Origin of the sequence: Micromonospora sp. CA-259024, assembly GCF_050936255.1 — a bacterium.
In the GTDB taxonomy this organism is placed as follows: domain Bacteria; phylum Actinomycetota; class Actinomycetes; order Mycobacteriales; family Micromonosporaceae; genus Micromonospora.
Map to the genome: position 1 here is coordinate 1841691 of NZ_JBNJND010000002.1, position 23276 is coordinate 1864966.

The 23276-nt window shown below is 72.2% G+C and carries 23 protein-coding genes; 9 read left to right on the plus strand and 14 right to left on the minus strand.

The features are described 5' to 3' along the window. Window positions 1–130 precede the first annotated feature (130 nt). The 3 genes from ACQEUX_RS28075 to ACQEUX_RS28085 all read right to left on the minus strand — a co-directional run bounded on the left by ACQEUX_RS28075 (window position 131) and on the right by ACQEUX_RS28085 (window position 2012). Window positions 131–775 carry a dihydrofolate reductase family protein gene (locus ACQEUX_RS28075; RefSeq protein ID WP_433054544.1) on the minus strand — a complete coding sequence of 215 codons (645 nt, stop codon included), beginning with the start codon at window positions 773–775 and terminating at the stop codon, window positions 131–133. A gap of 34 nt (window positions 776–809) precedes the next feature. Then, window positions 810–1514: a dihydrofolate reductase family protein gene (locus ACQEUX_RS28080; protein ID WP_433054547.1), complete on the minus strand. Its 705-nt coding sequence runs from the start codon at window positions 1512–1514 to the stop codon at window positions 810–812. 114 nt (window positions 1515–1628) lie between these two features. Then, a complete protein-coding gene (locus tag ACQEUX_RS28085) occupies window positions 1629–2012 on the minus strand; it encodes a hypothetical protein (protein WP_433054550.1) in 384 nt (127 codons plus the stop codon). 69 nt (window positions 2013–2081) lie between these two features. Between ACQEUX_RS28085 and ACQEUX_RS28090 the strand changes: the two genes are divergently transcribed. Further along, window positions 2082–2957 carry an LLM class flavin-dependent oxidoreductase gene (locus tag ACQEUX_RS28090; protein ID WP_433054553.1) on the plus strand — a complete coding sequence of 292 codons (876 nt, stop codon included), beginning with the start codon at window positions 2082–2084 and terminating at the stop codon, window positions 2955–2957. A 24-nt stretch (window positions 2958–2981) separates the two neighbouring features. On the opposite strand, the gene ACQEUX_RS28095 is transcribed toward ACQEUX_RS28090, so the two are convergent. Genes ACQEUX_RS28095 through ACQEUX_RS28105 form a run of 3 tightly spaced genes read right to left on the minus strand, consistent with a single transcriptional unit; the run spans window position 2982 to window position 5114 of the window. After that, complete coding sequence (locus ACQEUX_RS28095) at window positions 2982–3413, minus strand: ASCH domain-containing protein (RefSeq protein WP_433054556.1); 432 nt, start codon at window positions 3411–3413, stop codon at window positions 2982–2984. Between the two features lie 57 nt (window positions 3414–3470). Beyond that, window positions 3471–4529 carry a questin oxidase family protein gene (locus tag ACQEUX_RS28100; protein WP_433054559.1) on the minus strand — a complete coding sequence of 353 codons (1059 nt, stop codon included), beginning with the start codon at window positions 4527–4529 and terminating at the stop codon, window positions 3471–3473. Window positions 4530–4562: 33 nt separating this feature from the next. Further along, on the minus strand, window positions 4563–5114 hold the full coding sequence (locus tag ACQEUX_RS28105; protein ID WP_433054562.1) for a phosphoribosyltransferase family protein: 552 nt from the start codon (window positions 5112–5114) through the stop codon (window positions 4563–4565). Window positions 5115–5304: 190 nt separating this feature from the next. Between ACQEUX_RS28105 and ACQEUX_RS28110 the strand changes: the two genes are divergently transcribed. From ACQEUX_RS28110 to ACQEUX_RS28125, 4 genes are all read left to right on the plus strand, one after another. Beyond that, window positions 5305–5937, plus strand: a complete 633-nt coding sequence (locus ACQEUX_RS28110) for a septal ring lytic transglycosylase RlpA family protein (RefSeq protein WP_433054565.1) — start codon at window positions 5305–5307, stop codon at window positions 5935–5937. A gap of 104 nt (window positions 5938–6041) precedes the next feature. Continuing rightward, complete coding sequence (locus ACQEUX_RS28115) at window positions 6042–7166, plus strand: PP2C family protein-serine/threonine phosphatase (protein WP_433057187.1); 1125 nt, start codon at window positions 6042–6044, stop codon at window positions 7164–7166. 129 nt (window positions 7167–7295) lie between these two features. Then, window positions 7296–9152 carry an acyl-CoA dehydrogenase gene (locus ACQEUX_RS28120; RefSeq protein ID WP_433057189.1) on the plus strand — a complete coding sequence of 619 codons (1857 nt, stop codon included), beginning with the start codon at window positions 7296–7298 and terminating at the stop codon, window positions 9150–9152. Window positions 9153–9364: 212 nt separating this feature from the next. Then, window positions 9365–9634 carry a DUF6458 family protein gene (locus ACQEUX_RS28125; RefSeq protein ID WP_030332052.1) on the plus strand — a complete coding sequence of 90 codons (270 nt, stop codon included), beginning with the start codon at window positions 9365–9367 and terminating at the stop codon, window positions 9632–9634. Window positions 9635–9690: 56 nt separating this feature from the next. On the opposite strand, the gene ACQEUX_RS28130 is transcribed toward ACQEUX_RS28125, so the two are convergent. Then, on the minus strand, window positions 9691–10227 hold the full coding sequence (locus tag ACQEUX_RS28130; RefSeq protein ID WP_433054569.1) for a SixA phosphatase family protein: 537 nt from the start codon (window positions 10225–10227) through the stop codon (window positions 9691–9693). A gap of 112 nt (window positions 10228–10339) precedes the next feature. On the opposite strand from ACQEUX_RS28130, the gene ACQEUX_RS28135 reads away from it, so the two are divergent. Continuing rightward, a complete protein-coding gene (locus tag ACQEUX_RS28135) occupies window positions 10340–10627 on the plus strand; it encodes a DUF6458 family protein (protein ID WP_433054572.1) in 288 nt (95 codons plus the stop codon). Window positions 10628–10719: 92 nt separating this feature from the next. Here ACQEUX_RS28135 and trhA read toward each other — a convergent pair whose 3' ends face one another. Beyond that, window positions 10720–11397 carry a PAQR family membrane homeostasis protein TrhA gene (gene trhA / locus ACQEUX_RS28140; protein WP_433054575.1) on the minus strand — a complete coding sequence of 226 codons (678 nt, stop codon included), beginning with the start codon at window positions 11395–11397 and terminating at the stop codon, window positions 10720–10722. 108 nt (window positions 11398–11505) lie between these two features. Between trhA and ACQEUX_RS28145 the strand changes: the two genes are divergently transcribed. From ACQEUX_RS28145 to ACQEUX_RS28155, 3 genes are read left to right on the plus strand one after another with little or no spacing between them, the layout of a single operon-like run. Next, window positions 11506–12174, plus strand: a complete 669-nt coding sequence (locus tag ACQEUX_RS28145; protein WP_433054578.1) for a 5-oxoprolinase subunit B family protein — start codon at window positions 11506–11508, stop codon at window positions 12172–12174. Next, window positions 12171–13034: a biotin-dependent carboxyltransferase family protein gene (locus tag ACQEUX_RS28150; protein ID WP_433054581.1), complete on the plus strand. Its 864-nt coding sequence runs from the start codon at window positions 12171–12173 to the stop codon at window positions 13032–13034. Before ACQEUX_RS28145 ends, ACQEUX_RS28150 begins: the two co-directional genes overlap by 4 nt. Further along, on the plus strand, window positions 13018–13767 hold the full coding sequence (locus tag ACQEUX_RS28155) for a LamB/YcsF family protein (RefSeq protein ID WP_433054584.1): 750 nt from the start codon (window positions 13018–13020) through the stop codon (window positions 13765–13767). The genes ACQEUX_RS28150 and ACQEUX_RS28155 overlap by 17 nt, the downstream gene beginning before the upstream one ends. 32 nt (window positions 13768–13799) lie before the next feature. On the opposite strand, the gene ACQEUX_RS28160 is transcribed toward ACQEUX_RS28155, so the two are convergent. From ACQEUX_RS28160 to pdhA, 6 genes are all read right to left on the minus strand, one after another. Further along, the gene (locus ACQEUX_RS28160; RefSeq protein ID WP_433054587.1) at window positions 13800–15632 is read right to left on the minus strand and encodes an NHL domain-containing thioredoxin family protein; all 1833 of its coding nucleotides are present in this window, start codon (window positions 15630–15632) and stop codon (window positions 13800–13802) included. Between the two features lie 128 nt (window positions 15633–15760). After that, window positions 15761–18472, minus strand: coding sequence for an LppU/SCO3897 family protein (locus ACQEUX_RS28165; protein ID WP_433054590.1), 2712 nt, complete (start codon window positions 18470–18472; stop codon window positions 15761–15763). Between the two features lie 342 nt (window positions 18473–18814). Then, window positions 18815–18952, minus strand: a complete 138-nt coding sequence (locus ACQEUX_RS28170; RefSeq protein ID WP_167454674.1) for a hypothetical protein — start codon at window positions 18950–18952, stop codon at window positions 18815–18817. A 218-nt stretch (window positions 18953–19170) separates the two neighbouring features. Next, window positions 19171–20658: a dihydrolipoamide acetyltransferase family protein gene (locus ACQEUX_RS28175; RefSeq protein WP_433057191.1), complete on the minus strand. Its 1488-nt coding sequence runs from the start codon at window positions 20656–20658 to the stop codon at window positions 19171–19173. Window positions 20659–20663: 5 nt separating this feature from the next. Then, window positions 20664–21653 carry an alpha-ketoacid dehydrogenase subunit beta gene (locus tag ACQEUX_RS28180; protein WP_433054593.1) on the minus strand — a complete coding sequence of 330 codons (990 nt, stop codon included), beginning with the start codon at window positions 21651–21653 and terminating at the stop codon, window positions 20664–20666. Continuing rightward, window positions 21653–22828, minus strand: a complete 1176-nt coding sequence (pdhA, locus tag ACQEUX_RS28185) for a pyruvate dehydrogenase (acetyl-transferring) E1 component subunit alpha (RefSeq protein ID WP_433054596.1) — start codon at window positions 22826–22828, stop codon at window positions 21653–21655. Before pdhA ends, ACQEUX_RS28180 begins: the two co-directional genes overlap by 1 nt. Window positions 22829–23276 lie beyond the last annotated feature (448 nt).

Genomic DNA, 23276 nt, shown 5'->3' on the forward strand with positions numbered 1-23276 from the left:
ACTGTCCAAGATCTGAGGGTGGCCTGGCCGCCGGCTGCGTGCGGGCGGCGCGACAGTCACCGAGGAGCCGGTCGACCAGCCATGAGGTGAGCGGTCGGCCGGATCACCATCTCGTGATCGTGTCGGCGGGTCATCGTCGCCAGAACAGGAGGTGGGTGACTCCGCTGGGGCTGAGCACCGACTCAAGGTGGAAGCGGTCGAGCAGCTCGTCGGGGCTGCCCCACAACCGCTCACCCCGGTGAAGGTCGACGGGCGCGACGGCGATGTGCATCGTGTCGACCAGGTCGGCCTCGATGAACTCGCGGATGGTGGCGACCCCACCGCCGAGGCGTACGTCCCGACCGTCGGCTGCCTGCTTCGCCTGGGCCAGTGCCTCGGCCGGGCTGGCATCGAGGAAGTGGAACGTGGTGCCGGCCAGGGTGAACGACGGGCGTTCGTAATGGGTGAGCACGAAGACCGGCGTGTGGAACGGCGGGTTGTCCCCCCACCAGCCCTGCCAGTCATGGTTCTCCCAGGGGCCACGCTGGGGGCCGAACTTGTTGCGACCCATGATCTCCGCGCCGATGGTGCACTCGGCGTCGCGGGTCAGGTAGTCGTCCAGGCCGCGACTACCGCCGGGCTCGGTGCGATACACGAAGCTGGCGGTGGCGGCCCGCCAGGAGAACAGCGGGGTGGGGTCCGCGTGGCCGAAGGGCCGTTCCAGGCTCTGCCCCTCTCCGGTGCCGAACCCGTCGCGCGAAACGTTGAAGCACTGCACCCGCAACAGTTGCGGCATTTCATCTCCTTCCAGGTCGACGGGTCGGGGTGCTTCAGTGCGTGGTCACCGTCGGGCCGCCGCCGCTGCCCCGGTCGTCGAGCACCAGCGGGGCGCGACCGTTCACGGCGTACCGGATGTGGGTGACCTGCGGTGTGTGGATGACGCGGGTCGGCGTCAGCTCGATCGCCTCCTTGTCGCCGAGGTCGAGATCCGCGTCGAACAGTCGAAGGCCGGTGCCGAGCACGACCGGCACGACATGCAGTTCCAACTCGTCGAGCAGGCCGGCCTTGAGGACCTGCCGCACCAGGCTGCCCCCTCCGGCCACGGCGACGTTCTTGCCGCCGGCTGCGGCGCGTGCCTGCTCGACGGCGCTGACCACCCCGTCGGTGACGTAGGTGAAGCTGGTGCCACCTCCGCGCAGCAGAGGCTGGCGGGAGCGGTGCGTGACGACGAAGACCGGCGCGCGGAACGGCGGCTCCTCGCCCCAGGGCACCTCACCCCCGTCGGCCATCCGGCGCCCCATCACGTACGCGCCGGCCGCCCCGAACGACTCGGCGACCACCTCGGAGTTCGTGTCCTGTTCCCCGCCGGCGAAGCCCAGTCGTTCCCGCCAGGCCATCGCGTCGGTCACCCAGCGGGTGACCCGGAAGAAGCCGGCGCTCTCGGCCGAGTCCATCCAGTTGCCGTCGCCGGTGAACTGCGGGCCGGCGTAGAACCCGTCCGCCGACACCGACAGCTGTGCGGTCACCTTCGTCATCACGCCTGTTCCTCTCCTCGGATGGCACCCTGCCCGGGTGCCGCTCAGGCAGAGGTCGGAGCCGACGGGAGCGTCCCTACCGAGGACAACTGTGATGCGTGCCACATCGGAGGTTCAGCCCAGGTGCCACAACCCCGCGTGTTCCGGGTCGCGTGACCAGCGCATCCGGGGCACCTCCTCCGGGCGGGGCCTCCAGTCGCGGTACGGCGCCAGCGCCAACCGCCAGGCGATCACCGTGAACACGTAGATGCCCGGACCGACCAGCCAGAGCAGGGCGTCGCGTCGCCGGTAGGAGGCGTACGGCGCGAGCCAGGCGGTCGCCGCCACCGGCACCGTGATCGCGCTGAGGTCGGCCATCGGGCCACGGCCGAACCGGGCCTCCATCAACTCGCGGATGATGACGGCCGGGACGAGCACCGCGAGCACCATCGCCGCCGTGAAGACCGTGCGCGGTCGTCGACCGAGAGGGGCGCGGGCACCGGATGGTTCGACGGACATGCCGGCAGGCTACGGCCCGGCAGGCACGATGCTCAGGCAGGTGTATCCGACCCGGCTAGGCTGGCGATCATGCGCATTGGCATCGTGATCCTGCCGGACCAGCGTTGGGCGGAGTCGCAGCGTCGTTGGCGGCAGGTCGACGAGTGGGGTTTCGACCATGCCTGGACGTACGACCACCTGGGTTGGCGGGACCTGGTCGACGGCCCGTGGTTCGACTCGATGGCGACGCTGACCGCCGCGGCCACGGTGACCTCCCGGATCCGGCTGGGCACCCTGGTGGCGTCGCCGAATTTCCGGCACCCGGCCGCGTTCGCCCGGCAGATCACCACGGTGGATGACGTCTCCGACGGTCGGCTCCTGCTGGGCCTGGGCGCGGGCGGCATCGGCTTCGACTCGGCGGTGCTGGGTGGCGAGACGCTGCCCCCGCGTCAGCGGGTCGACCGGTTCGCCGAGTTCACCGAACTGCTGGATCTGATCCTGCGGGAGGACGGCACCACCTGGCGTGGTGACTGGTTCGCGGCGGTGGACGCCCGCAATAATCCCGGCTGCGTGCAGCAGCCCCGGGTGCCGTTCGTGGTCGCCGCCAACGGGCCACGGTCGATGCGACTGGTGGCCCGCTTCGGTCAGGGCTGGGTGACCACCGGCACCGACGCCGACGACGTGGAGGGCTGGTGGGGCACCGTGTCGGCACTGTCGGCGCGGATGAACCGGACGCTGGACGAGGCCGGCCGCGATCCGGCGACTCTGGACCGTTATCTCTCGTTGGACGCGGCACCGGCCTTCTCGCTCAGCAGTGCGCAGTTCTTCGCCGATCAGGTCGGCCGGGCCGCCGATCTCGGCTTCACCGACGTGGTGACGCACTGGCCGCGCGCCAGCAGTTGGTACGCCGGCGACGAGGCCGTCCTGGTGGACGTGGCGACCCGGCTGCTGCCCGAGCTGCGCTGAGTCGCCCCGCGGGGTAGCGAGGGCTCAGGTGCCGAGGTCGCCGCTGGCCACGCCGCCCTCGCCGCCGGAGACCAGCCGCAGGCGCAGGCAGACGATCGGGGTGTCGTCGTCGACCGGGGTGCCGAGGCGCGCCCAGTAGGCCGAGTGCCCGGCCCGCCACTCCTCGATCGAGCGGTCACCCTCACCCTCGGCGCGGGCGAAGTCCCATGGCACGTCGGCAAAGCGGACCACCTCGACTCCGGTGATCTCCACGACCCCCGCCAGCGCGTCGTCGTCGTCGACCAGGGCCAGCCGTTCGCCGACGTGCTCCAGCTCCTCGCCCTCCTCCGCGTACTCGGCGAGCCGGCCGGCCGTCGCGGTCTTCACGCCGGCCAGCACCAGGGTGTTGAGGGTCGCTCGCAGCTCGCCGGGGGTGCCGAGGGCGAGGGCGCGCAGTTCACCGATCCGAGGCCACATCCTGCCGAGGCTAGGCCAGCGCGGCCCGTGCCGCCGCCGCAATTCGCCCGGCCCGGCTCAGATCAGCTGCCCTGCGTAGCCGGCGGCGCTGAGCAGCCGGTCGTCGCCGGTGGCGGCGTGCGCGTCGAGCACCGCATCGGCCAGCTTGACCACGTGCTCGTCGCCGTGCCGGGCCGCGCGGGCGAAGACCTCCGCCGGGGTCGCGGCGGTCACGGCCGGTGGCGCGATGCCGTCAGCCGGGGCGTACACCGAGGTCATGGCCGCCGTCGCGGCCCAGGCCGCGGCGAGGCTCGGCGCCCACAGTCGCCGGTCCAGTGCCGGCAGGGTACGCAGCACCGCGGTCGGCGCGGTGACCGCGTGCACGAGCATGACCGGCGCGGCGTGCCCGAAGCGCAGGTAGTCCAGGCCGGCCCGGTGCACCAGCGTGGTGAGTCCGCGCTCCGCCTCGGCCGGGCTCCGCGCCGGGCGCAGTGCCGCGAGCGCCGGCTCCCATCGGGGTACGCCCGGCAGTTGGCCCAGCCGGTCCCGGACGCCCCCGGTCTGGTTGTCGATCCGGGGCAGACCGGCGAACGCGGCGTCCACGTCGATCGCGTCAGTGTCCGGCCCGTCCGACGTGTCGGTGGGGGCGCCGTCGCGCAGCCGGTCGGCGCCCGGGACCGGCTGCCAGCGGGCCGCCCAGTAGCCGAGGGCCTGGCCCAACTCGGTGAGCCGCTGTGAGTTCAGGTCGTCCTCGCCGAGGGCCCGTACGGCGTGCCCGACCCGGATCACACCGTGGGTGGCGCCGGCGGCGATGCCCGGCAGTAGTCGGGGCCACCAGGTGCCGAGCACCTCGCGCCACGGCCGTTCGCGCAGTTGCCGGTCGAAGTACGCCAGCCAGTCACCGGCCCGCTTCGGATCGCCCAGCGCCGCCCGCCAGTCGTCGATCGGGTGCAGAGCCCGGGGCAGCTCGTCGAGTCGGCCGAGGTAGTCGTCGAGCCAGCGGTGCACCCGCTGCTGGTGCCCGTGTCGGGCCAGCGCCTCGACGGCCATCGGTCCGTGGTTGGAGAGCCAGCCCTGGTATTCGGGGCCGGTGCGGTGCAGTCGTTCGTACGCCTCGTCGAGGATCCCGTCACTCATGCGTCGATCGTCTGACCTGAACCATGGTTCAGGTCAACCCGGCAGATCCGCGGCGCTGATCAGACCGGTGATCCGTAGGTCGGCCGCGACCTCGGGCGGGCAGTCGACGGCCACCACGGCGGTGCCCAGCACCTCGGCACCGCGTGCGGCGCAGATGTCGTAGAGCGCGCGGAGTTGCGCCCCGGTGCGTACCCAGTCGTCCACCACGAGCACCCGGTCGCCGGGGCCGAGGTGCCGGTCCCGTACGGCCAGGTCGACTCGCCGGCCCCGGTAGTCCGGTGGGCTCTGCGCCCAGGTGAGCGGCCCGGCCGGCAGGCGCCCGTCGCCGGGTTTGTGGGCGGCCACGAAGCCGACCCCGAGGGCGGTGGCGGCCAGCGGCCCGAGCAGCAGCCCGGTGACCGCCGGGGCGAGCACCACCGTCGGCCCGGCAGCCCGGTACGGCGCCACCAGGGCCGGTCCCAGCTCGGCCAGCACCGCCGGGTCCCGCCACCAACCGGAGATGTCGCTGACCAGGTGACTGGTGCCCGGGCCGGGGTCGATCCACTGGAACAGGGCGGCCAAACGGTCGGTCAGCTCAGCGGGCATCCGCTCATCCTGCGGCACGGGAGTTCGACATCTCCACACCCGGGCCGGCCGGCCCACCCGGGATCGGATGATCGGCTACACGTATCCGTTCAAATACGGGCATACCACAATGATCACGTTGACTTCGGAAGTGCTTCTCTCGTTACGGTCCGACCCGGTTTGTTCAGTCGTCGACGAAAGGACCGGGCTGGTGGCTGGTAAGCACTCCCGTACCCGCATCTTCTCCTCCCCTGCGGGCATCGTGGCCACCGCGGCGGTCGGCGTCGCCCTCGCCGTCGGAGGCACGGTCGGTGCCGTCCAGTTGACCTCCGGCTCCGCCCAGTCGGAGCAGGCGACTCTCGAACTCACCCCGACCACCGCCGCCAGCAGCCTCACCCCTGGCTCCCCGACCGTCTCCCCGAGTGTCAGCGCCTCGCCGAGCGCGACGGCCAGCCCGTCAGCCACCCGGTCGTCGCAGGCTGCCTCCCGGGGCAAGGCCCGCACCGCGTCGCCGAAGCCGAGCCCGACCGCGAAGAGGACCACGGCGGCACCGAAGGTGTTGGAGAGCGGCTCGTGCGGCGCCTCGTTCTACTCCGACGGGCAGCTCACCGCCAACGGCGAGTCGTTCAACCCGAACGCGCTGACCGCCGCGCACAAGACGCTCCCGTTCAACACCAAGGTCCGGGTGACCAACCCGGCCAACGGCAAGTCGGTCGTGGTGCGGATCAACGACCGCGGCCCGTTCATCGACGGCCGCTGCCTGGACCTTTCCCGGGCCGCGTTCGCCACCATCGCCTCGGTCGACGTGGGCGCGCTCACCGTCCGCTACGAGGTCCTCGGCTGACCGTGGCGGGTGACGCCGATTCGGTCGGTCGAGCGGGCCGGCCGGACAGAACCTCCTCGGACGACGGGTCAGGTTCATTCACCGGTTCACGCCGATCAGGCAAACTGTCCCTCGTATCCACGCGACTCCTCCAGTCGGGCCGTCGCCCGCTGAGCCCCGGATCCCGCGCCGGCCTCGGCGCGGCCCTCGTTCTGCTCGCCATCGTGTCGGCGGTCGAGGCAGCGGATGGCCGTCCGGCGCACTACATCGCGCTTCTGGCGGCCGTACCGTTCCTGGCCGCCGGTCTGGCGTCCTGGCTGGTGGTGCTGGGGGTGGGCGTCGCGGCGACCCTGATGGGGGCCGGCTTCGCCCTGGCCGAGCCGAAGATGTCACTGGTCACCTCGGTCAACGTGGTCGCGGTCGCGCTCGCCACCGGGTTGGCGGTCGCGGTCGCGTCGGTCCGGCAGCGGCAGGCGGAGCGGATCGTCGAGCTGACCAAGCTCGCCTCGGTGGCCCAGCAGGCGGTGCTGCGTCCGCTCGGGCCGCAGGTCGGCACGCTGGCGGTCGCAGGTCGCTACATCTCCTCCACGGCAACGGCCGAGATCGGCGGAGACCTGTACGAGGCGATCGACACGCCGTACGGCGTACGCATGATCATCGGCGATGTGCGTGGCAAGGGCCTGGACGCGGTCCGGCTGGCCAGTATCGTCCTCGGTTCCTACCGGCACGTCGCGTACGAGCGGGCCGACCTGCGCGCCGTCGTCGCCGACCTGGACCGCGCGGTGGCCCGCAACGTCGGTGACGAGGACTTCGTGACCGCGGCACTGGTCGAGGAGCGTGGCGGCACGCTCACGATCGTCAACTGCGGGCATCCGCCACCGCTGCTGCTGCGTCGGGGCGCGGTGATCCCGCTGGAGCCGCCGGCGCCCGCGCCTCCGCTCGGGTTCATGCCGGTGGTCCGTCCCCGGGTCGAACGACTGGAACCCGGGGACCGGCTGCTGCTGTTCACCGACGGCCTCGGGGAGGCCCGGCGCGACGGCGAGTTCTTCCCCACCGCCGACCGGGCCTGGCGACTGCTCGGCCACGGCACGGTCGCCGACGGGTTGGCCTCACTGGAGACCGCCCTGGTCGAGTGGGTGCAGGGTCGGCTCGATGACGACATCGCCCTGGTCCTGATGGAGTACGTCGGCGCCCGTACCGGCGCGGCGGCGGTCGTCCCGAGCTGGGAGGTCGGCGCCGCCGAGAGCTGATTCCGGTCGGTGTGGCACGGAGGTGTGTAATCGCCGTCACTTGGGCGATCCGCTTGTCGCTGCCTACCCGCGAGTAATACAGTCGGGGTTACTGATCGGTAACCATGTCCGGAAGCGGGGCCAGTGAGCATGACCCACTACAAGAGCAACCTCCGGGATCTCGAGTTCAACCTGTTCGAGGTCTTCGGGGCGGACCGGGCGTTCGGCCAGGAGCCGTACTCGGATCTCGACACCGACACCGCCCGCAGCTTCCTCGCTGAGGTCGACCGCCTCGCTCGCGAGGACCTGGCCGCCAGCTACACGGACAGTGACCGCAACCCACCGGTCTTCGACCCGGCCACGCACACGGCGCCGCTGCCGGAGTCGTTCAAGAAGTCCTACCAGGCCTTCATGGACTCCGAGTTCTGGCGGCTGGACCTTCCGCCGGCTCTCGGCGGCACCAACGCGCCGCGCGCCCTCTGGTGGGCACTCGCCGAACTGGTGCTCGGCTCGAACGCCCCGGTCTGGATGTACGCCTCCGGCCCGTCCTTCGCGCACGTGCTGCACGTCGAGGGCAACGAGCGGCAGAAGAAGTGGGCCAAGCTCTTCATCGACAAGCAGTGGGGCTCCACGATGGTGCTCACCGAGCCGGACGCCGGCTCGGACGTCGGCGCCGGCCGCACCCGTGCGATCCAGCAGCCGGACGGTTCCTGGCACATCGAGGGCGTGAAGCGCTTCATCACCTCCGGTGAGCACGACCTGACCGACAACATCGTGCACTACGTGCTGGCCCGCCCGGTGGGCGTGGACGGCGTGGGTGGCCCCGGCACCAAGGGCCTGTCGCTCTTCGTGGTGCCGAAGTTCCACTTCGACGAGACCACCGGCGAGCTGGGCGAGCGCAACGGCGTCTACGCCACCAACGTCGAGCACAAGATGGGCCTGAAGGTCTCCAACACCTGCGAGGTGACCTTCGGCGAGCACGGCGTACCGGCCAAGGGTTGGCTGCTCGGCGACAAGCACGACGGCATCCGGCAGATGTTCATGATCATTGAGTACGCCCGGATGATGGTCGGCACCAAGGCGATCGCGACCCTCTCCACCGGTTACCTCAACGCCCTGGAGTACGCGAAGAACCGGGTGCAGGGCGCTGACCTGATCCAGCAGGCGGACAAGACCGCGCCGCGCGTCACCATCACCCACCACCCGGACGTGCGCCGCTCGCTGCTGCTGCAGAAGTCGTACGCCGAGGGGCTCCGTGCCCTGGTTCTCTACACCGCCTCCTGGCAGGACAGGGTCGCCATCGCCGAGGCCGCCGGTGACGAGAAGGCCACCAAGCTGGCCAAGCGGGTCAACGATCTGCTGTTGCCGCTGGTCAAGGGCGTCGGTTCGGAGCGGGCGTACGAGTTGCTCGGGCACGAGGCCCTGCAGACCTTCGGCGGCTCCGGGTTCCTCCAGGACTACCCGCTGGAGCAGTACGTCCGCGACGCCAAGATCGACACTCTGTACGAGGGCACCACCGCCATCCAGAGCCTGGACCTGATCTTCCGCAAGATCGTCCGGGACAACGGCAGAGCACTGCTGGCGGTCTCCGGCGAGATCCAGGAGTTCATCTCCTCGGAGGCGGGCAACGGCCAGCTCAAGGAGGAGCGGCAGGCGCTCGGCAAGGCGCTGGCCGAGATCCAGAACATCCTCGGCGTACTGACCGGCTGGCTGGGCGAGGCGCAGGGTGGCGACACCCGCGCGCTCTACAAGGTCGGGCTGAGCAGCCGGCGGTTCCTGCTGGCGATCGGCGACCTGGTTGTCGGCTGGCTGCTCCAGCGGCAGGCCGACGTGGCGCTCAAGGCGCTGGCCGGCGAGGTCTCCGCCAGTGACAAGGCGTTCTACACCGGCAAGGTGGCCGCTGCCCGTTTCTTCGCCCGCGAGGTGCTGCCCCGCATCGGTGCCGACCGGCGGATCATCGAGGGCGTCGACCTCGACATCATGGACCTCCCCGAGGAGGCCTTCTGACCGTGCCACGGCACGCCTGAAAGGTTCCGGGTCCTCGCACCACCCGGCACCGACACCGACGGCCGGCGGGGTTACTGCCCCGCCGGCCGTCGGTGTCGGTGCCGCCACGTATTGGGCGAGCCCGGTCGGGTATGCCGGTGGCGTGGCGGGTAACCGTCGCGTGACCTCGAAAGGGAACGCCCAGAGCCACCGCACGGGGGAGTGCAGCGCACATGGGTGTAGGAAGCGGCATTTTTCTCATCGCGATCGGCGCGATCCTGACGTTCGCGCTGAGAGCCAATGTCTGGTGGATCGACGTGCGGGCGGTCGGCTGGGTGTTCATCCTGGCCGGGCTGGCCGTACTGCTGACCACGCTCTGGTTCTGGCAGGACCGGCGCAAGCGGGCCCGGACCCTCATCGTGGAGGAGAACCGGCTGTCTCATCCGACGGCGATGATGCCGCCTCCGCCAGACCCGCCGCCGCCAACCGCGCCGCCGTCCTGAGCCGCGCGACCTGAGCGCGTACCCCTGAGCCACCCGCCGACAGACCGGCGGGTGGCTCAGTCGCGCGCGGTGTGCCGTGCCGTGATCGGCGCTCCCGCGCGCCCCAGCTCCCCCCAGCCGAGTGAGCTTCGGTGCACCGCCAGCTCGGCGGTGCGCAACCCCTCATCCACCCCCTCCGGGGCGAGAAGCGCGGACAGCAGGGAGATGCCCGGATTGTGGGCGATCAGCAGCGCCGTGCGGGCAGCCGGGTCGACAGTGCGGACCAGCGCCAACAACTCCTCCGGGTGGGCGTCGTACGCGCCGGGCTCGTAGCGGACGGTCGGGCGGGGACCGGTCGGGCCACCCTCCGGCGGCGAACCGGTCATCCCCGTCGCCACCCCGTGCCAGGTCTGCCGGGTGCGTCTGGCCGTCGAGCAGATCACCACGTCGGGTAGCAACCCGTGCTGCGCCAGCCAGGCCCCCGCCGCTTCGGCGTCGGCCTCCCCGCGCGCGCTGAGCGGCCGTTCGGCGTCATCCGCCGCGTCGCTGCCCTGCTCGGCCTTCGCGTGCCGCAGCAGCACCAGTGTCCGTGTCTCAGGGGCCGCGTCCGTCATGCCCTCAGCTTGCCCGATTGGCGATCTCCGTGCCGGGGTAAGTCGATGGATGCCGCACCCCTACCGATGGCCGCGGCGCGGCGTACGCCAGGTTAGAGCCGAGGAGCGAGACATGGGCATTGGTGGCAGCATCTTCCTGATCGCGCTGGGCGCGATCTTCGCATTCGCCGTGGAGGCCGACCTGGGCTGGCTGAACCTGGCCGTGGTCGGCTGGGTGCTGATGCTGGCCGGCGTCGCCGGTCTGATTGTCACCCTCTACTTCTGGAGCAGCCGTCGCCGCACCGTGGTCGCCGCGCCGGTGCGCGAGGAGCGCGTGATGGCTGACCCCGTGGTGCCGGTGCAGGACGACCAGGTCATGCGGGAGTACCGCGAGGTGCGTCGGCCGGGCCGGCCGGTCTGATCCTCGCTCGCGCACTCCGGGGTCCCGCAGCGTCGCGGGGCCCCGGCTCGCGTCCGACCCATCGACCCGGCGCCCGAGACGTGTGCCCGCGGTCAGGCGAACAGCGCGAAGTAGATCGCGATGTGGTGGCAGAGCGCCGCCAGCAGAGTGCAGGCGTGGAAGAACTCGTGGTGGCCGAAGACGGTCGGCCACGGATTGGGCCGGCGCAACGCGTAGAAGACCGCGCCGACGCTGTAGATCGCGCCACCGATGATCAGCAGCACCAGTGCCGCGACGCCGCCGCCGTGCAGGATCTCCGGCAGCATGGCCACCGACACCCAGCCCAGCGCCAGGTAGAGCGGCGCGGACACCCAGCGCGGCGCGTGCGGCCAGACCACCTTGAGTGCCACGCCGGCCAGTGCACCACCCCAGACCAGGGCCAGCATCACGGTGGCCGGCCGGGGTGCGAGCAGCATCGCGCAGAGCGGCGTGTACGTGCCGGCGATGAACACGAAGATCATTGAGTGGTCCATCCGGCGCATCACCTGGTAGCCGCGCTCTGACCACACACGACGGTGGTACAGCGCGCTCGTACCGAAGAGCCCGCAGACCGTCAGGCTGTAGATGAGACAGCTGACCAGGGGTGCCCAGCCCGGCCGGGTGGCGGCGATCGAGCAGAGCACGATGCCGCAGACCACTGCGACAAAGAAGGCGTACGTGTGCAGCCAGCCGCGCATCCGGGGCTTACCGATGTCGACCGGCTTCAGGCGAAGCGGGGCGGAGGTGGTCACGACAAACAGGTTACGGCACCGTAGGTTACTTGCAAGTAGTGGCGTTGGTGACACCTGGCACCGTCGCCGTGAACAACGCACCGACACGACATCGGCGAGGATGAGCGGATGCGGATCCGACCTGCCGGGGCGCACGCCCTGCTGCTCGACTGCACCGCCCTCGCCGACGTCCCCGACGCCGCCCTGGTCGAGGCGTGGCGGGCCGAGCTGTGGCGGCGTCGCGAGCAGGGCGAACTGACCGCCGTCGAGATCGTGCCGGCAGCCAACACCGTCCTGCTCGACGGGCTGCCCGACCCGACCGCCACGGCCGGGCAGTTGACCCGATGGGCGTCCGCTGTCGTCCACGCCGCCGCCACCCGTCGTGCCGACGACGGACCAGGTGACGGCGACGGCGACGGTACGGAGGTGATCGTCCCGGTGGACTTCGACGGACCGGACCTGCCTGCGGTGGCCGAGCACTGGGAGGTGGACGTGCCGGCCGTGCTGCGGCGGCTGACCGACACCCGGTTCCGGGTCGCGTTCTGCGGCTTCGCCCCGGGGTTCCCCTACCTGACCGGGCTGCCCGCCGAGTTGGCGCTGCCCCGGCTGGCCACACCCCGCCCCCGGGTGCCGGCCGGTTCGGTCGCCCTCGCCGGCCCGTACGCCGGCATCTACCCGAGCGCGTCCCCCGGCGGCTGGCTGCTGGTCGGCCGGACCGACCTGGTCCTCTTCGACGTGTACGCCGATCCGCCGGCACGGCTCGGCCCGGGCACCCCGGTCCGGATGGCGGTGGCGTGACCCACCAGGCCGCTGTCGAGGTGCTACGCGCCGGCGCGCTCACCACCGTGCAGGATCTGGGCCGGCCCGGCTGGGCGCACCTGGGCGTACCCCGGTCCGGTGCCCTCGACCCGGCGGCTCTGCGGCTGGCCAACCGGCTGGTCGGCAACCCGGAGCACGCCGCCGGCCTGGAGATCACGCTGACCGGCTGCACGCTGCGGCTGACCCGGGCGACCACGGTGGCGCTCACCGGCGCCGAGGTGACGGTCCGCACGAACGATCGGCACGGTGACACCGGGCGCCCGCTCACCGTGCCGGCTGGGACGGTGCTGCGGATCGGCCCCGCCCGACGGGGCGTACGGAGCTGGTTGGCGGTGACGGGCGGCATCGACGTGCCGCCGGTGCTCGGCAGCCGGGCCACCGACACCCTCTCCGGGCTGGGCCCGCCTCCGCTGCGTGACGGCGACCGGCTGCCGCTCGGCGAGCCGCTCGGCGCACCCGCGCCGGTGGACCTGACCGTCTGCCCCGCGCCCCCGCCGGAGCTGCACCTGATGCTGCGCCCCGGCCCTCGCGACGACTGGTTCACCCCGGCCGCACTCGACCGGCTGTTCGGCACCGCGTACACCGTCAGCCCGGTGAGCAACCGGGTCGGCGCGCGGCTCGCCGGCGCGGCGCTGCCCCGCGCGGTCGCCGGCGAGCTTCCCAGCGAGGGCATCGTGCTCGGCGCGGTGCAGGTGCCGGCGGACGGACAACCGCTGATCTTCCTCGCGGACCATCCGACAACCGGCGGATACCCCGTCATCGGGGTGGTCACCGACGTGACCCCGCTCGCGCAGGCCGGGCCAGGGACTACCGTCAGATTCCATGGACCTCAACGCTGACCTGGGCGAGGGATTCGGCATCTGGCGACTCGGCGACGACGAGGCGTTGTTGAGCCTCGTCACCTCCGCCAACGTCGCCTGCGGGTTTCACGGCGGCGACCCGTCCACCATGCGCCGGGTCTGCGAGGGTGCGGCACGGCGCGGGGTCGCGGTGGGCGCCCAGGTCGGCTACCGGGACCTGGCCGGCTTCGGCCGGCGGCACATCGCGTACGGCTTCGCCGAGCTACGCGACGAGGTGACCTACCAGTTGGGGGCACTGGACGCGTTCTGCCGGCTGTTCGGCACCCGGGTCCGCTACCTCAAGCCGCACGGTGCGCTCTACCACGCGGCCAGCACCGACGAAGCCCAGGCGGCGGCGGTGGTCGCCGCGGTCACCGGCTACGACCCCGAGCTGCCCGTGCTCTGCCTACCCGGCTCGACGCTCGCCCAGCTCGCCGTCGGCGCGGGCCTGCCGGTCGTCGCCGAGGCCTTCGCCGACCGTGCCTACCTGCCCACCGGGGCGCTGGCGCCGCGCGGCACCCCCGGCGCGGTGATCACCGATCCGGAGCAGGTGGCCGAACGGGCGGCGCGAATGGCCATCGACCGGAGCGTGGTGGCGGTGGACGGCACCGTCATCCCCTGCTCGGTGGACTCGATCTGCGTACACGGCGACACCCCTGGTGCGGTCTCCGCCGCCGAGCTCGTCCGCGCCACCCTGATCGACGCCGGCATCCCCCTGGCCCCGTTCACCTGACCGGAGGGGCCCAGCCGGCCCCTCCGATCGCGTCAGGCGTCCAGGCCGCGAAGCACCAGCGGGAGCCGGGTCACGGCACCGTCGACCACCCGGACCGGTACACCCCAGTCCTGCCGGGTCAGATGGCACGCGGCGTGCTCGACGTCCGCGTCGCAGGTCGCCGCCTGAGCGGTCACCTGAAGCACTCCGGCGGTGACCTCGCCGTTGAGCACCAGCCGGCGGGACAGCTCGGTGCCCGTTCCGGCACCGTCCACCAGCAGCTCCGGCGGGGACGCGGAGACGACCAACCGGGTCGACGGCCCGTACGTCTCGTCCAGCTTCTGCCCCGGCGCCGGGGTGAAGACGATGTCCAGGGTGACCTCACCGGCCGCGACGTCGGTCGGCTTGCGCTCGGTGCGGTGCCGGGGCCCGTCCACCGTGCTGGCCCCGGCCGCCGTCAGGGCGCCCGGCGCGAGCCGGGTCAACCGGTGCGCGGCGGACTCCACCACCAGCACCTCACCGGCCGGGGTGAGCACCAGGTCGCTCGGCTCGGCCAACCCGTCGGAGACGGTGGAGACCTGGTTGCTGGCCGGGTCGAACCGGCGGACGGCACCGTTGTACGTGTCCGCGATCAGCACCGAGCCGTCCGGCAGCGCGCACACGCCCAGCGGGTGCTGCAGCAGCGCCGACTCCGCCGGCCCGTCGACGTGCCCGAAGTCGAACAGGCCCTGCCCGACGGCGGTGCCCAGCACACCGTTCTCGACGTACCGGACGGCGCTGGTCTCGCTGTCCGCGACCCAGAGCCGGGTGCCGTCGGCAGAGACGGAGAGCCCTGACGGCTGCGCCATCCACGCCTCGGCCAGCGGGCCGTCGCGCAGCGCCTCGACCGTGGTGCCGGCGTACATGCCGGCGGTCCGCTTGATCGGGTCGAACCACCACAGTTGGTGGATGCCGGCCATCGCGATGATCAGCTTGTCGTCGTACCAGGCCAGGTCCCACGGGGAGGAGAGGTCCACGGCGAGCGCGTCGTGGGCGTGGTCGTCGACCGACGCGCGCCACTGCCGTCCGCTGCCGGCCACGGTGACCACCTCGCCGGACTCCAGCCGTACGCCGCGCAGCAGGTGGTTGACCGTGTCGGCAACCACCAGGTCGTAGCCGGCGACCTCGGCGACGTGCGTGGGCAGGAGGCATACGCCCTGCGGCTCGGAGAAGGCCGCCAAACCCGCCGGCCCGTCGGCTCGGCCCCGCTCGCCCGAGCCGATCCGGCGCACCGGCGTCTCGCCGTCCGGGGCGACCTCGACCAGGGAGTGCCGGGCCGAGTCCGAGACCAGCAGGTTGCCGTTGGGCAGCAGCACCGCCTTACCCGGGAACCGCAGCGCCGTCTCCGGTGCCGGTGGCGGGACGTACGGGCCGTCACCCCGGTGCAGGGTGCCCTTGGCCTCGTGGGTGGCGATCAGCTCGTCGATCAGTCGGGCCAGCCCCTCGGCGTGCCCCTCGCCGGCCATGGTGGCCACCACGTAACCCTCGGGGTCGATCACCGACAGGGTCGGCCAGGCCCGGGCCGCGTACTGCTGCCACATGTCCATCTCAGGATCGTCGAGTACGGGATGGTGCACCCCGTACCGCTCGACGGCGGCGGCGAGCGCGTCGGCGTCCTTCTCATGCTCGAACTTCGGCGAGTGCACGCCGATCACGACGAGCACGTCGCCGTACTTCTCCTCCAGCGGGCGCAGCTCGTCGAGCACGTGCAGGCAGTTGATACAGCAGAACGTCCAGAAATCCGCCAAGACGATCTTGCCGCGAAGGTCAGCGAGTTTGAGATCGCGTCCACCGGTGTTCAGCCAGCCCCGACCGCGCAGCTCGGGAGCCCGTACTCGTGCGCTCATGCACCCATCGTGCCTGAACACCGGCCCGAGCCTGGCCGGAGGGGGCGATCCGCGTTGTCGCCGACGCCACCCCTGGAGGTACGACGACGGCGGGGCCACGGTTGCCCGTGACCCCGCCGTCGGTGGAGCTACTTCGTGGCCGGCTTGAGGCAGAGCACCCGGTTGGTGCCGTCACCCGGCAGCACCACGTGGGGCTGCGTCGTGTCGGTGCACTTCTCCTTCGCGTCCACCTTCGAGACGATCGTGAAAGCACCCGCCTCACCGCAGTCCGCCGCCGAGGCGCCACCCTGGCCGGACTGCTTCACGCAGGTGCCGACCGCCGGATCGAAGGTCGGTGCGTCGTTCCCACCGAACTTGCCGAGCAGCATCAGCAGGCCGAGCGGCACCGCCAGGATGAGCACCGCGGCGATCAGCACGGCTGCCAGCACCCGCCCGTTGCGTACCTTCGGCGTCGGTGGTTCCGCCTTCGGCTCCTCGGCGTCCGGCTTGAACGCGTCGAACCGGCCCTGGTCCGACTGGCCGGCCTCCTGGCCCCAGGACGGCACGGGCTGCTGCGGCGGTGGGAAGGCCGGCGGGAAGCCGGCACTGGGCGCCGCCTCGGTTGCCGGCCCGGCGCCGAAGCCCGGGCCGCCGAAGCTCGGGCCGCCGAAGGCCGTCGTCTCGTTGACGGCGGCGGTACCGGCAGCCGGCGACCCGGGGCCGCCGAACTGGTCGGCCGGCCGTTCGGCACCAGCGTGCGGCCGAGTGCCGTTCACCGGCCGGTTGTTGCCCGGCGCGTCGACGAAGGACGGCACACCGGGTGGGAACGCCGGGGGCGCCGACGGGGCCTCGTTGAACGAGTTCGGTGCGGGCTGGCGGTCGTCGAAGCGTGGCTCGGCAGCCGACTCGCCGCCCCAGCCGGGGCCAACCTGCCGCTGCGGGTCGCTCTGCCAGTCGGGTGCGCCCTGGCGCTGCGGGTCGTTCGGCCACTCCGGTGCGCCCTGGCGCTCGGCACCCGGGTCGACCTGGAACGCCTCCGGCTCCGGCTCGTTCTCCGGCTCGGGTCGAGCCGGACGGCCGTACACCCGGGGTTGTGGCGTGGCCGCGCCGGCTGGCCGGATGGCCTGGTCGGTCGGGGGCATCACCCGGCTGGCCAACGGCACCGACGCGCTCGCCGTGGCACGGGCCGCCGCGCTGGCCGCCGACTCGACCTCCGGCACCGGCACGACCGCGCGGCCCGCTCCGGACTCCGGGGAGGTACGCGGGGCAGGCACCACCGCGCCGCTCGCCGCAGCGTCCTCGGCGCGGCCCCAACCGGCCGGCTCCGCCTCGTACTGTGCGGCGGCGTCCGGAGTGTCCCGCTCGGCGTACGCGGGCTGCTCGGGGATCGGGGCGAACTGGGACTGAGGCGCGTAGTCGGACGGCGGGGCGGCGGCCAGGCTGGCGCCCGGCACGCGCTGCTCCTGCGGAGGCAGCGGCACCGCGTTCGCCGGCGAGATGCCCGGTGCGGGCCCCGGCTGGTAGGCCGGTGCCTCGTCGCCCCGGTCCGCCTCCCAGCCACCGCGGGCCTGGGCGGAAGCTTCCGCTTCGGCGCGACCCCACACCTCGCCGGGTGCCCACGGCTGGACCTCTGGCACGCCGGAGTTGCCCTGCGCGGCGTTGTCCGGGCTGGCGGCCCAGCCGGGCGCACCGTCGTTGCCCGGCACACTGGCGCTCGCACGAGCGGGAAGGCCGCTCTGCTCCGCGGGGGTCCACCCCGCCGGCTCCGGCCGCTCGGTCGGCTGGTCCTGCGGCGAGAGCACCCAGTCGGGCTGCTGCGGACGGCTCTCGGCGCCGCCCCAGGCGGCCGGCTGCGCGGCCTGGTCCTGCCGTACGTCGCCGCCGTCGCCCCAACCAGCGGGCTGCACCTGCTGCTGGGCGGCCCAACCGCCGGAGCGGGACGGTTCGTCCTGCCCGGGCCAGTTCGTCGCCGGTGCCGGCACCTGGGCCGCGCCACGGGCCGCGTTCGGCTGGGCGGCCTGCGCCCGTCCGGGGGCGGGCTGCTCGGTCGGTTCGGCGGGCTGGCCCCAGGTCGGCGGCGACTGCTCGGCCGGCGTCCACACCGGCTGGTCGTCGCGCGCGGGGGGACCGGCGGGCCAGCCGCCGTTGCCGGACGCGTCGTCCTGCTGAGCGCCACCGGGCCAGCCGGCGGCCTGCGGCGGCTCGGGCTGCTGCGACTCGGCGCCGCGCCAGTCACCGGCCGGCGCGTTGGCCGGTGCGGTGCCGCCCCAGGCTCCGGTGCGGGCCGGGTCTTCCTGGGCGGGCCAGGCGGCGGTGGCCGGAGGCACCTGCGCGGCACCCCGGGCGGCCGGCTGGGCCTGCACCCAGTCGGGCTGCTCAGCGGCGTTCGCGGTCCAGGCGGGTGCGGGTGGGCTCTGCTCGGCCGGCGTCCAGCCCTGCTGCTGGTTGGCCCAGGGGCCGGGCTGCGGCGGGGCCGGCGTGCCGTCGTTGCCAGGCCAGGTCCCGGACTGCTGCTGCGGCGGCTCGCTCGCGCCACCGCCAGCGGCCCAGGCGGGCTGCGCGTGGTCGTTGGGCTGCGGAGCAGGGGCAGCACCCCAGGCGGGCTGAGCGGGATCGTTGGGCTGCGGAGCAGCGGCAGCACCCCAGGCGGGGGTGGGCGGCTGCTCGGACTGGGTCGCCCATGCCGGCGCCGACGGGTTCGGCCGCGTCGGCGGCGGGGGCGCCCAGCCCAGGTCGGGGCCGGCGGCGTTGTGGCCGTTGTCCGGCTGCGCCGGGCGGTCGCCGTACGGCGCCGGTCCGCCGGCGCCCGGTGACACCTCGTCCGGCTCCTGGCCGGGGCGGTGCGGGCCCTCGGACGTCATGGGTGCGCCTCCTCCATCACATGTCGGCTCGCCGGTGCCGATCGGTCTCCTCGGCATGGCTGCCGGCGTCACCGGCGTACCGCTGTGCCGGCTCCCCGCACGGTATCGGGTGGCGGCACAGCACGTCCAAGGAGCACCGGTCGTCACTCCTCGTGACCGGCCGGTGTCGAGCAGCTTCTATCGACTCGGCCTCTGCCGGGTCGGCGGGCGGCGACCGAAGCCCACCGTACCGGGCGCTGCGGCAGGGCGGAATCCCGGTGGCGGTGGCTGGGAACGCCGATGGCCCACCCGGTGGGCCGGGCGGGCCATCGATCTGGAGGAGATGAGGAATGTCGTGGAGCGTCAGCTCATGTGACGCTGGGCGATGACGAGGAGTTCCTCGCGAACTGCCGGCGAGTTCGCCGAGCGCAGCGCGTGCTCGATGGCACGGGCGCGGCGGGTGGCGTCGCGGTGGTTGCGGATTCGCTCGATCATGCTCATTGGTGGGTCCCCCTAGCTATTCGGTTGTCAGCCCCTGATGCATCTATTCAACCGCAGAACCCGAGCAACTTCCATCGATTATTAGGTGAGCTGAGACACCCGCCTAACAATCAAAGGTCAACAGGGTCAGCGACCAACGGTTCCGTCGCCTAACGGACACGGCCGGTGTGCCGGGCGTTAACCCGTGACACACCGGCCGTGGCTGGCGTCTCGAACGATCAGGTCCAGGCGAGCAGCGCCGCCTCCGGATCCGCGAGGAAGTCGCCGATGTCGCGCAGGAACTTCGAGCCCAGCTCGCCATCGATGATCCGGTGGTCGAAGCTCAGCCCCAGCGTGGTGACCTGACGCACCTTGACCTTGCCCTTGTGCACCCAGGGCATCTCCCGCACCGCGCCGAACGCCAGGATGGCGGACTCGCCCGGCGGCAGGATCGGCGTGCCGGTGTCCACCCCGAAGACGCCGACGTTGGTGATGGTCAGGGTGCCGCCAGACATGTCCGCCGGCGAGGTGCGGCCGGACTTGGCCGTCTGCACCAGGTCGGTCAGCGCGTCCGCCAGCTCCCGCAGCGAGAGCCGGCCGGCGTCCTTGACGTTCGGCACGATCAGGCCGCGCTCGGTGGCCGCCGCGATGCCGAGGTTGACGTACTCCTTGACCACGATCTCGTCGCCGGCCCAGGTCGAGTTGACCATCGGGTGCCGCTTCACCGCGAGCAGCACCGCCTTCGCCACCAGCAGCAGCGGCGAGACCCGTACGTCGCGCCACTCCCGCCGACCGCGCAGCCGGTCCAGTGCCTTCATCGCCCGGGTCACGTCGACGGTCAGGAACTCCGTGACATGCGGGGCGGTGAACGCCGAGCGGGACATGTTCTCGGCGGTGAGCTTGCGGACCCCCTTGACCGGGATGCGCTGCTCGCGGTCCACACCGAAGCTCGCGGCACTCGTGGCCACCGCCGTCGCCGTGATCGGCTCGGCTGTCACCGTCGTACCGCTCGCCGCCCGCTGCACGTCCTCCCGGGTGATCGAGCCCAGCGGCCCGGACCCGGTCAACGTGCCGAGGTCAACCCCGAGATCCTTGGCGAGCTTCCGAACCGGCGGCTTGGCCAGAACCGGACCGCCCGTCGCCCCGTCGCCCCGATCATGGACCTGTGGTGCCGGAACGATGGGGCTTGAGGCGGGTTTGTCGCCCACCACAACTCCATGATCCACCGCCGGTGCGGGGGCCGCCAGGGCCTGCGCGGGGACGGCGCCCTTGCGCGGGCGGCGCTTGGCGGCGGTCGTACGCGGGCCGTAGCCGACCAGCACGGCGGTCCGCCCACCCGGGGCGGGACCGCCGATCAGGCCGGGCTCGACCATGCCCTCGGCGGGCGCAACCTCCACCGCCGCCAGCGAAGCCGCCGACGGGGTGGGCAGGTCACCGCCGGATGTGGCGGTGGTCGACGGGGCGTCCAGCGGGCCGGCGCCCGGGTCGGTGTCGATCGCGATGATCGGCGTACCGACCTCGACCGTGGTGCCCTCCGGGTGGAAGATCGCCTGCACCTGCCCGGCCCACTTCGCCGGAATCTCCACCGCCGCCTTGGCCGTCTCCACCTCGACGATCGGCTGGTTCAGCTCGATGGTGTCGCCGACCTTGACCAACCAGGCCAGGATCTCGCCCTCGGTCAGCCCCTCGCCCAGGTCGGGCAGGTTGAACGTCTCGATCCGGGACATGCCGCTCACCAGCCGAAGGTGCGGTCGACGGCGTCGAGCACCCGGTCGAGGTCGGGCAGGTACTCCTCCTCCACCCGGGCGGCCGGGTAGGGGGTGTCGAAGCCGGTCACGCGCAACACCGGCGACTCCAGGGAGTAGAAGCACTCCTCGGTGATCCGGGCTGCCAACTCGGCACCGAGGCCGATGTTGGAGGGTGCCTCGTGCACCACGACCGCGCGGCCGGTGCGCTTCACCGACTCGTAGGCCGCGGACAGGTCCAGCGGGGAGAGTGTGCGCAGGTCGATGACCTCCAGCTCCCGGCCGTCCTCGGCGGCGGCCGTCGCCGCCTCCAGGCAGGTCCGCACCATCGGGCCGTACGCCAGCACGGTGACGTCGGTGCCGGGCCGCACCACCCGGGCCGAGTGCAGCGGGTACGCCTCGGACAACGGCGCGTCCAGGTCGACCTGACCCTTCTCCCAGTAGCGCCGCTTGGGCTCCAGGAAGACGATCGGGTCGTCCGAGGTGATGGCCTGCTGGATCATCACGTACGCGTCCTGCGGGTTGGCGCAGGACACCACCTTCAGACCGGCGGTGTGCGCGAAGTACGCCTCCGGCGACTCGGAGTGGTGCTCGACGGCGCCGATGCCGCCGCCGAACGGAATCCGGATCACCATGGGGATCCTGAGCTTGCCGCGCGAGCGGTAGTGCATCTTCGCCACCTGCGACACGATCTGGTCGTACGCGGGGTAGACGAAGCCGTCGAACTGGATCTCGCAGACCGGCCGGTAGCCGCGGATGGCCAGACCGACAGCGGTGCCGATGATGCCGGACTCGGCCAGCGGGGTGTCGATCACCCGCTGGTCACCGAAGTCCTTCTGGAGCCCGTCGGTGATCCGGAAGACGCCGCCGAGCTTGCCGACGTCCTCGCCCATGATGATGACCTTGGGGTCGTTCTCCAGGGCGCGGCGCAGGCCGTTGTTGAGGGCCTTGCCGAGGGTGAGCGTCTCCGTGGCCATCAGTGGGCGCTCCCCTCGAACGACTCCATGTACCGGCTGAACTGCGCGCGCTGCTCATCGAGCAGCGGAGACCCGTTGGGGTAGACGTGGTCGAACATCGTCACCGGCTCCGGGTTGGGCATGGCGAGCACCCGCTCGCGCAGGTGCACCGACTCGCGGCGGGCCTGCTCGTCGACCTCGGCGAAGAAGTCCGCGTCGGCGATCTGCTGCTTCTCCAGGAAGGCCTTGACCCGGGCGATCGGGTCCTTGGCCTGCCACGCCTCGACCTCACTGGCGATCCGGTAACGGGTCGGGTCGTCGGAGGTGGTGTGCGCGCCCATCCGGTAGGTGTACGCCTCGATCAGGCTCGGGCCCTGCCCGTGCCGGGCGTTGTCCAGTGCGGTGCGGGTGACCGCGTACGTCGCGAGCACGTCGTTGCCGTCCACCCGTACGCCCGGGAAGCCGAAGCCGGCGGCCCGCTGGTAGAGCGGGATCCGGGTCTGCCGCTCCAGCGGCTCGGAGATCGCGTACTGGTTGTTCTGGCAGAAGAAGACCATCGGGCTGTTGAACACGCCGGCCCAGACGAACGCCTCGTTGACGTCACCCTGGCTGGTGGCCCCGTCGCCGAAGTACGCGATCACGGCTTCGCCGTCGTCGGTGCCGGTCTTGCCGTCCATGGTGATGCCCATGGCGTAACCGGTGGCGTGCAGGGTCTGCGCCCCGATCACGATCGTGTACATGTTGAACTTGAACTCGTTCGGGTCCCAGCCGCCCTGGTCGACGCCGCGGAACAGGCCGAGCGGCATGATCGGGTCGATGCCCCGGCAGTAGAGGACGCCGTGTTCCCGGTAGGTCGGGAAGGCCATGTCCTGGGTGCGCAGGGCCCGCCCGGAGCCGACCTGGGCGGCCTCCTGGCCGAGCAGGCTGGCCCAGATGCCCAGCTCGCCCTGGCGCTGGAGAGCGGTCGCCTCGGCGTCCAGCTTTCGGACCAGCACCAGGTCGCGGTAGAGCCCGCGGTATTCCTCGTCGGTGAAGTCGACGCGGTACTCGGTGCCGTCCGGCCCGGTGACGCTGTCGATCCGCTCGCCTTCGGGGGTGAGTAGCTGCACCAGCTCGGGGTCGCCGGCCGCGCGTTTCCTGGTGCGGGGTGCCGCCCGCCTGCTGCGGCTGGTGCCCCCGGGGTCGCCCTTTGCCATCGGTCTCTCCCTGTCGTGTCTGCGTCGGCACCGGGGGGTCACCCGGCCGCGCAACTCGTGCGCCTGTCCGGCTGCTGCCGGACCGGTTCCTGGCGGCCGCGCCTAGCCCCGGTGGGGGTTGCCGCACGGCGTGAGCCGGGTTCTGGCCGAACCCGGATCGGGAGCGCCGGCGTTCAACCGCGCCTGCCGCGAGGGTGCGCGGAGGTCACGGCTGCGTTGCCGTCGTGCTCCATATTCGCAGAGCAGGTGAGCGCGCCCACAGTACGCCTGCCCCGCATTCCGACCGCCCACGCTTTGATGCTGTTTGTCGACATCATGCCGGCCTGCGTCCACAGGGCGTTACGGCGACGATTCGTCACCGTTCGGTCAGCTCCGCGTGTCGACACGCGGTGGAGGTTGGCTGACGGAGGGTGACTAGGCAAGGCTGATTACCGCAGGATCGCGCCTA

Coding starts and splice junctions, on each gene's coding strand:
- ACQEUX_RS28155 (WP_433054584.1), top strand. CDS start 13,018: ATGGACCTCAACGCTGACCTGGGCGAGGGATTCGGCATCTGGCGACTC.
- ACQEUX_RS28180 (WP_433054593.1), bottom strand. CDS start 21,653: ATGGCCACGGAGACGCTCACCCTCGGCAAGGCCCTCAACAACGGCCTG.
- ACQEUX_RS28125 (WP_030332052.1), top strand. CDS start 9,365: ATGGGTGTAGGAAGCGGCATTTTTCTCATCGCGATCGGCGCGATCCTG.
- ACQEUX_RS28085 (WP_433054550.1), bottom strand. CDS start 2,012: ATGTCCGTCGAACCATCCGGTGCCCGCGCCCCTCTCGGTCGACGACCG.
- ACQEUX_RS28090 (WP_433054553.1), top strand. CDS start 2,082: ATGCGCATTGGCATCGTGATCCTGCCGGACCAGCGTTGGGCGGAGTCG.
- ACQEUX_RS28170 (WP_167454674.1), bottom strand. CDS start 18,952: ATGAGCATGATCGAGCGAATCCGCAACCACCGCGACGCCACCCGCCGC.
- ACQEUX_RS28120 (WP_433057189.1), top strand. CDS start 7,296: ATGACCCACTACAAGAGCAACCTCCGGGATCTCGAGTTCAACCTGTTC.
- ACQEUX_RS28160 (WP_433054587.1), bottom strand. CDS start 15,632: ATGAGCGCACGAGTACGGGCTCCCGAGCTGCGCGGTCGGGGCTGGCTG.
- ACQEUX_RS28130 (WP_433054569.1), bottom strand. CDS start 10,227: ATGACGGACGCGGCCCCTGAGACACGGACACTGGTGCTGCTGCGGCAC.
- ACQEUX_RS28175 (WP_433057191.1), bottom strand. CDS start 20,658: ATGTCCCGGATCGAGACGTTCAACCTGCCCGACCTGGGCGAGGGGCTG.
- ACQEUX_RS28145 (WP_433054578.1), top strand. CDS start 11,506: ATGCGGATCCGACCTGCCGGGGCGCACGCCCTGCTGCTCGACTGCACC.
- ACQEUX_RS28165 (WP_433054590.1), bottom strand. CDS start 18,472: ATGACGTCCGAGGGCCCGCACCGCCCCGGCCAGGAGCCGGACGAGGTG.
- ACQEUX_RS28075 (WP_433054544.1), bottom strand. CDS start 775: ATGCCGCAACTGTTGCGGGTGCAGTGCTTCAACGTTTCGCGCGACGGG.
- ACQEUX_RS28135 (WP_433054572.1), top strand. CDS start 10,340: ATGGGCATTGGTGGCAGCATCTTCCTGATCGCGCTGGGCGCGATCTTC.
- ACQEUX_RS28100 (WP_433054559.1), bottom strand. CDS start 4,529: ATGAGTGACGGGATCCTCGACGAGGCGTACGAACGACTGCACCGCACC.
- ACQEUX_RS28095 (WP_433054556.1), bottom strand. CDS start 3,413: ATGTGGCCTCGGATCGGTGAACTGCGCGCCCTCGCCCTCGGCACCCCC.
- pdhA (WP_433054596.1), bottom strand. CDS start 22,828: ATGGCAAAGGGCGACCCCGGGGGCACCAGCCGCAGCAGGCGGGCGGCA.
- ACQEUX_RS28105 (WP_433054562.1), bottom strand. CDS start 5,114: ATGCCCGCTGAGCTGACCGACCGTTTGGCCGCCCTGTTCCAGTGGATC.
- ACQEUX_RS28080 (WP_433054547.1), bottom strand. CDS start 1,514: ATGACGAAGGTGACCGCACAGCTGTCGGTGTCGGCGGACGGGTTCTAC.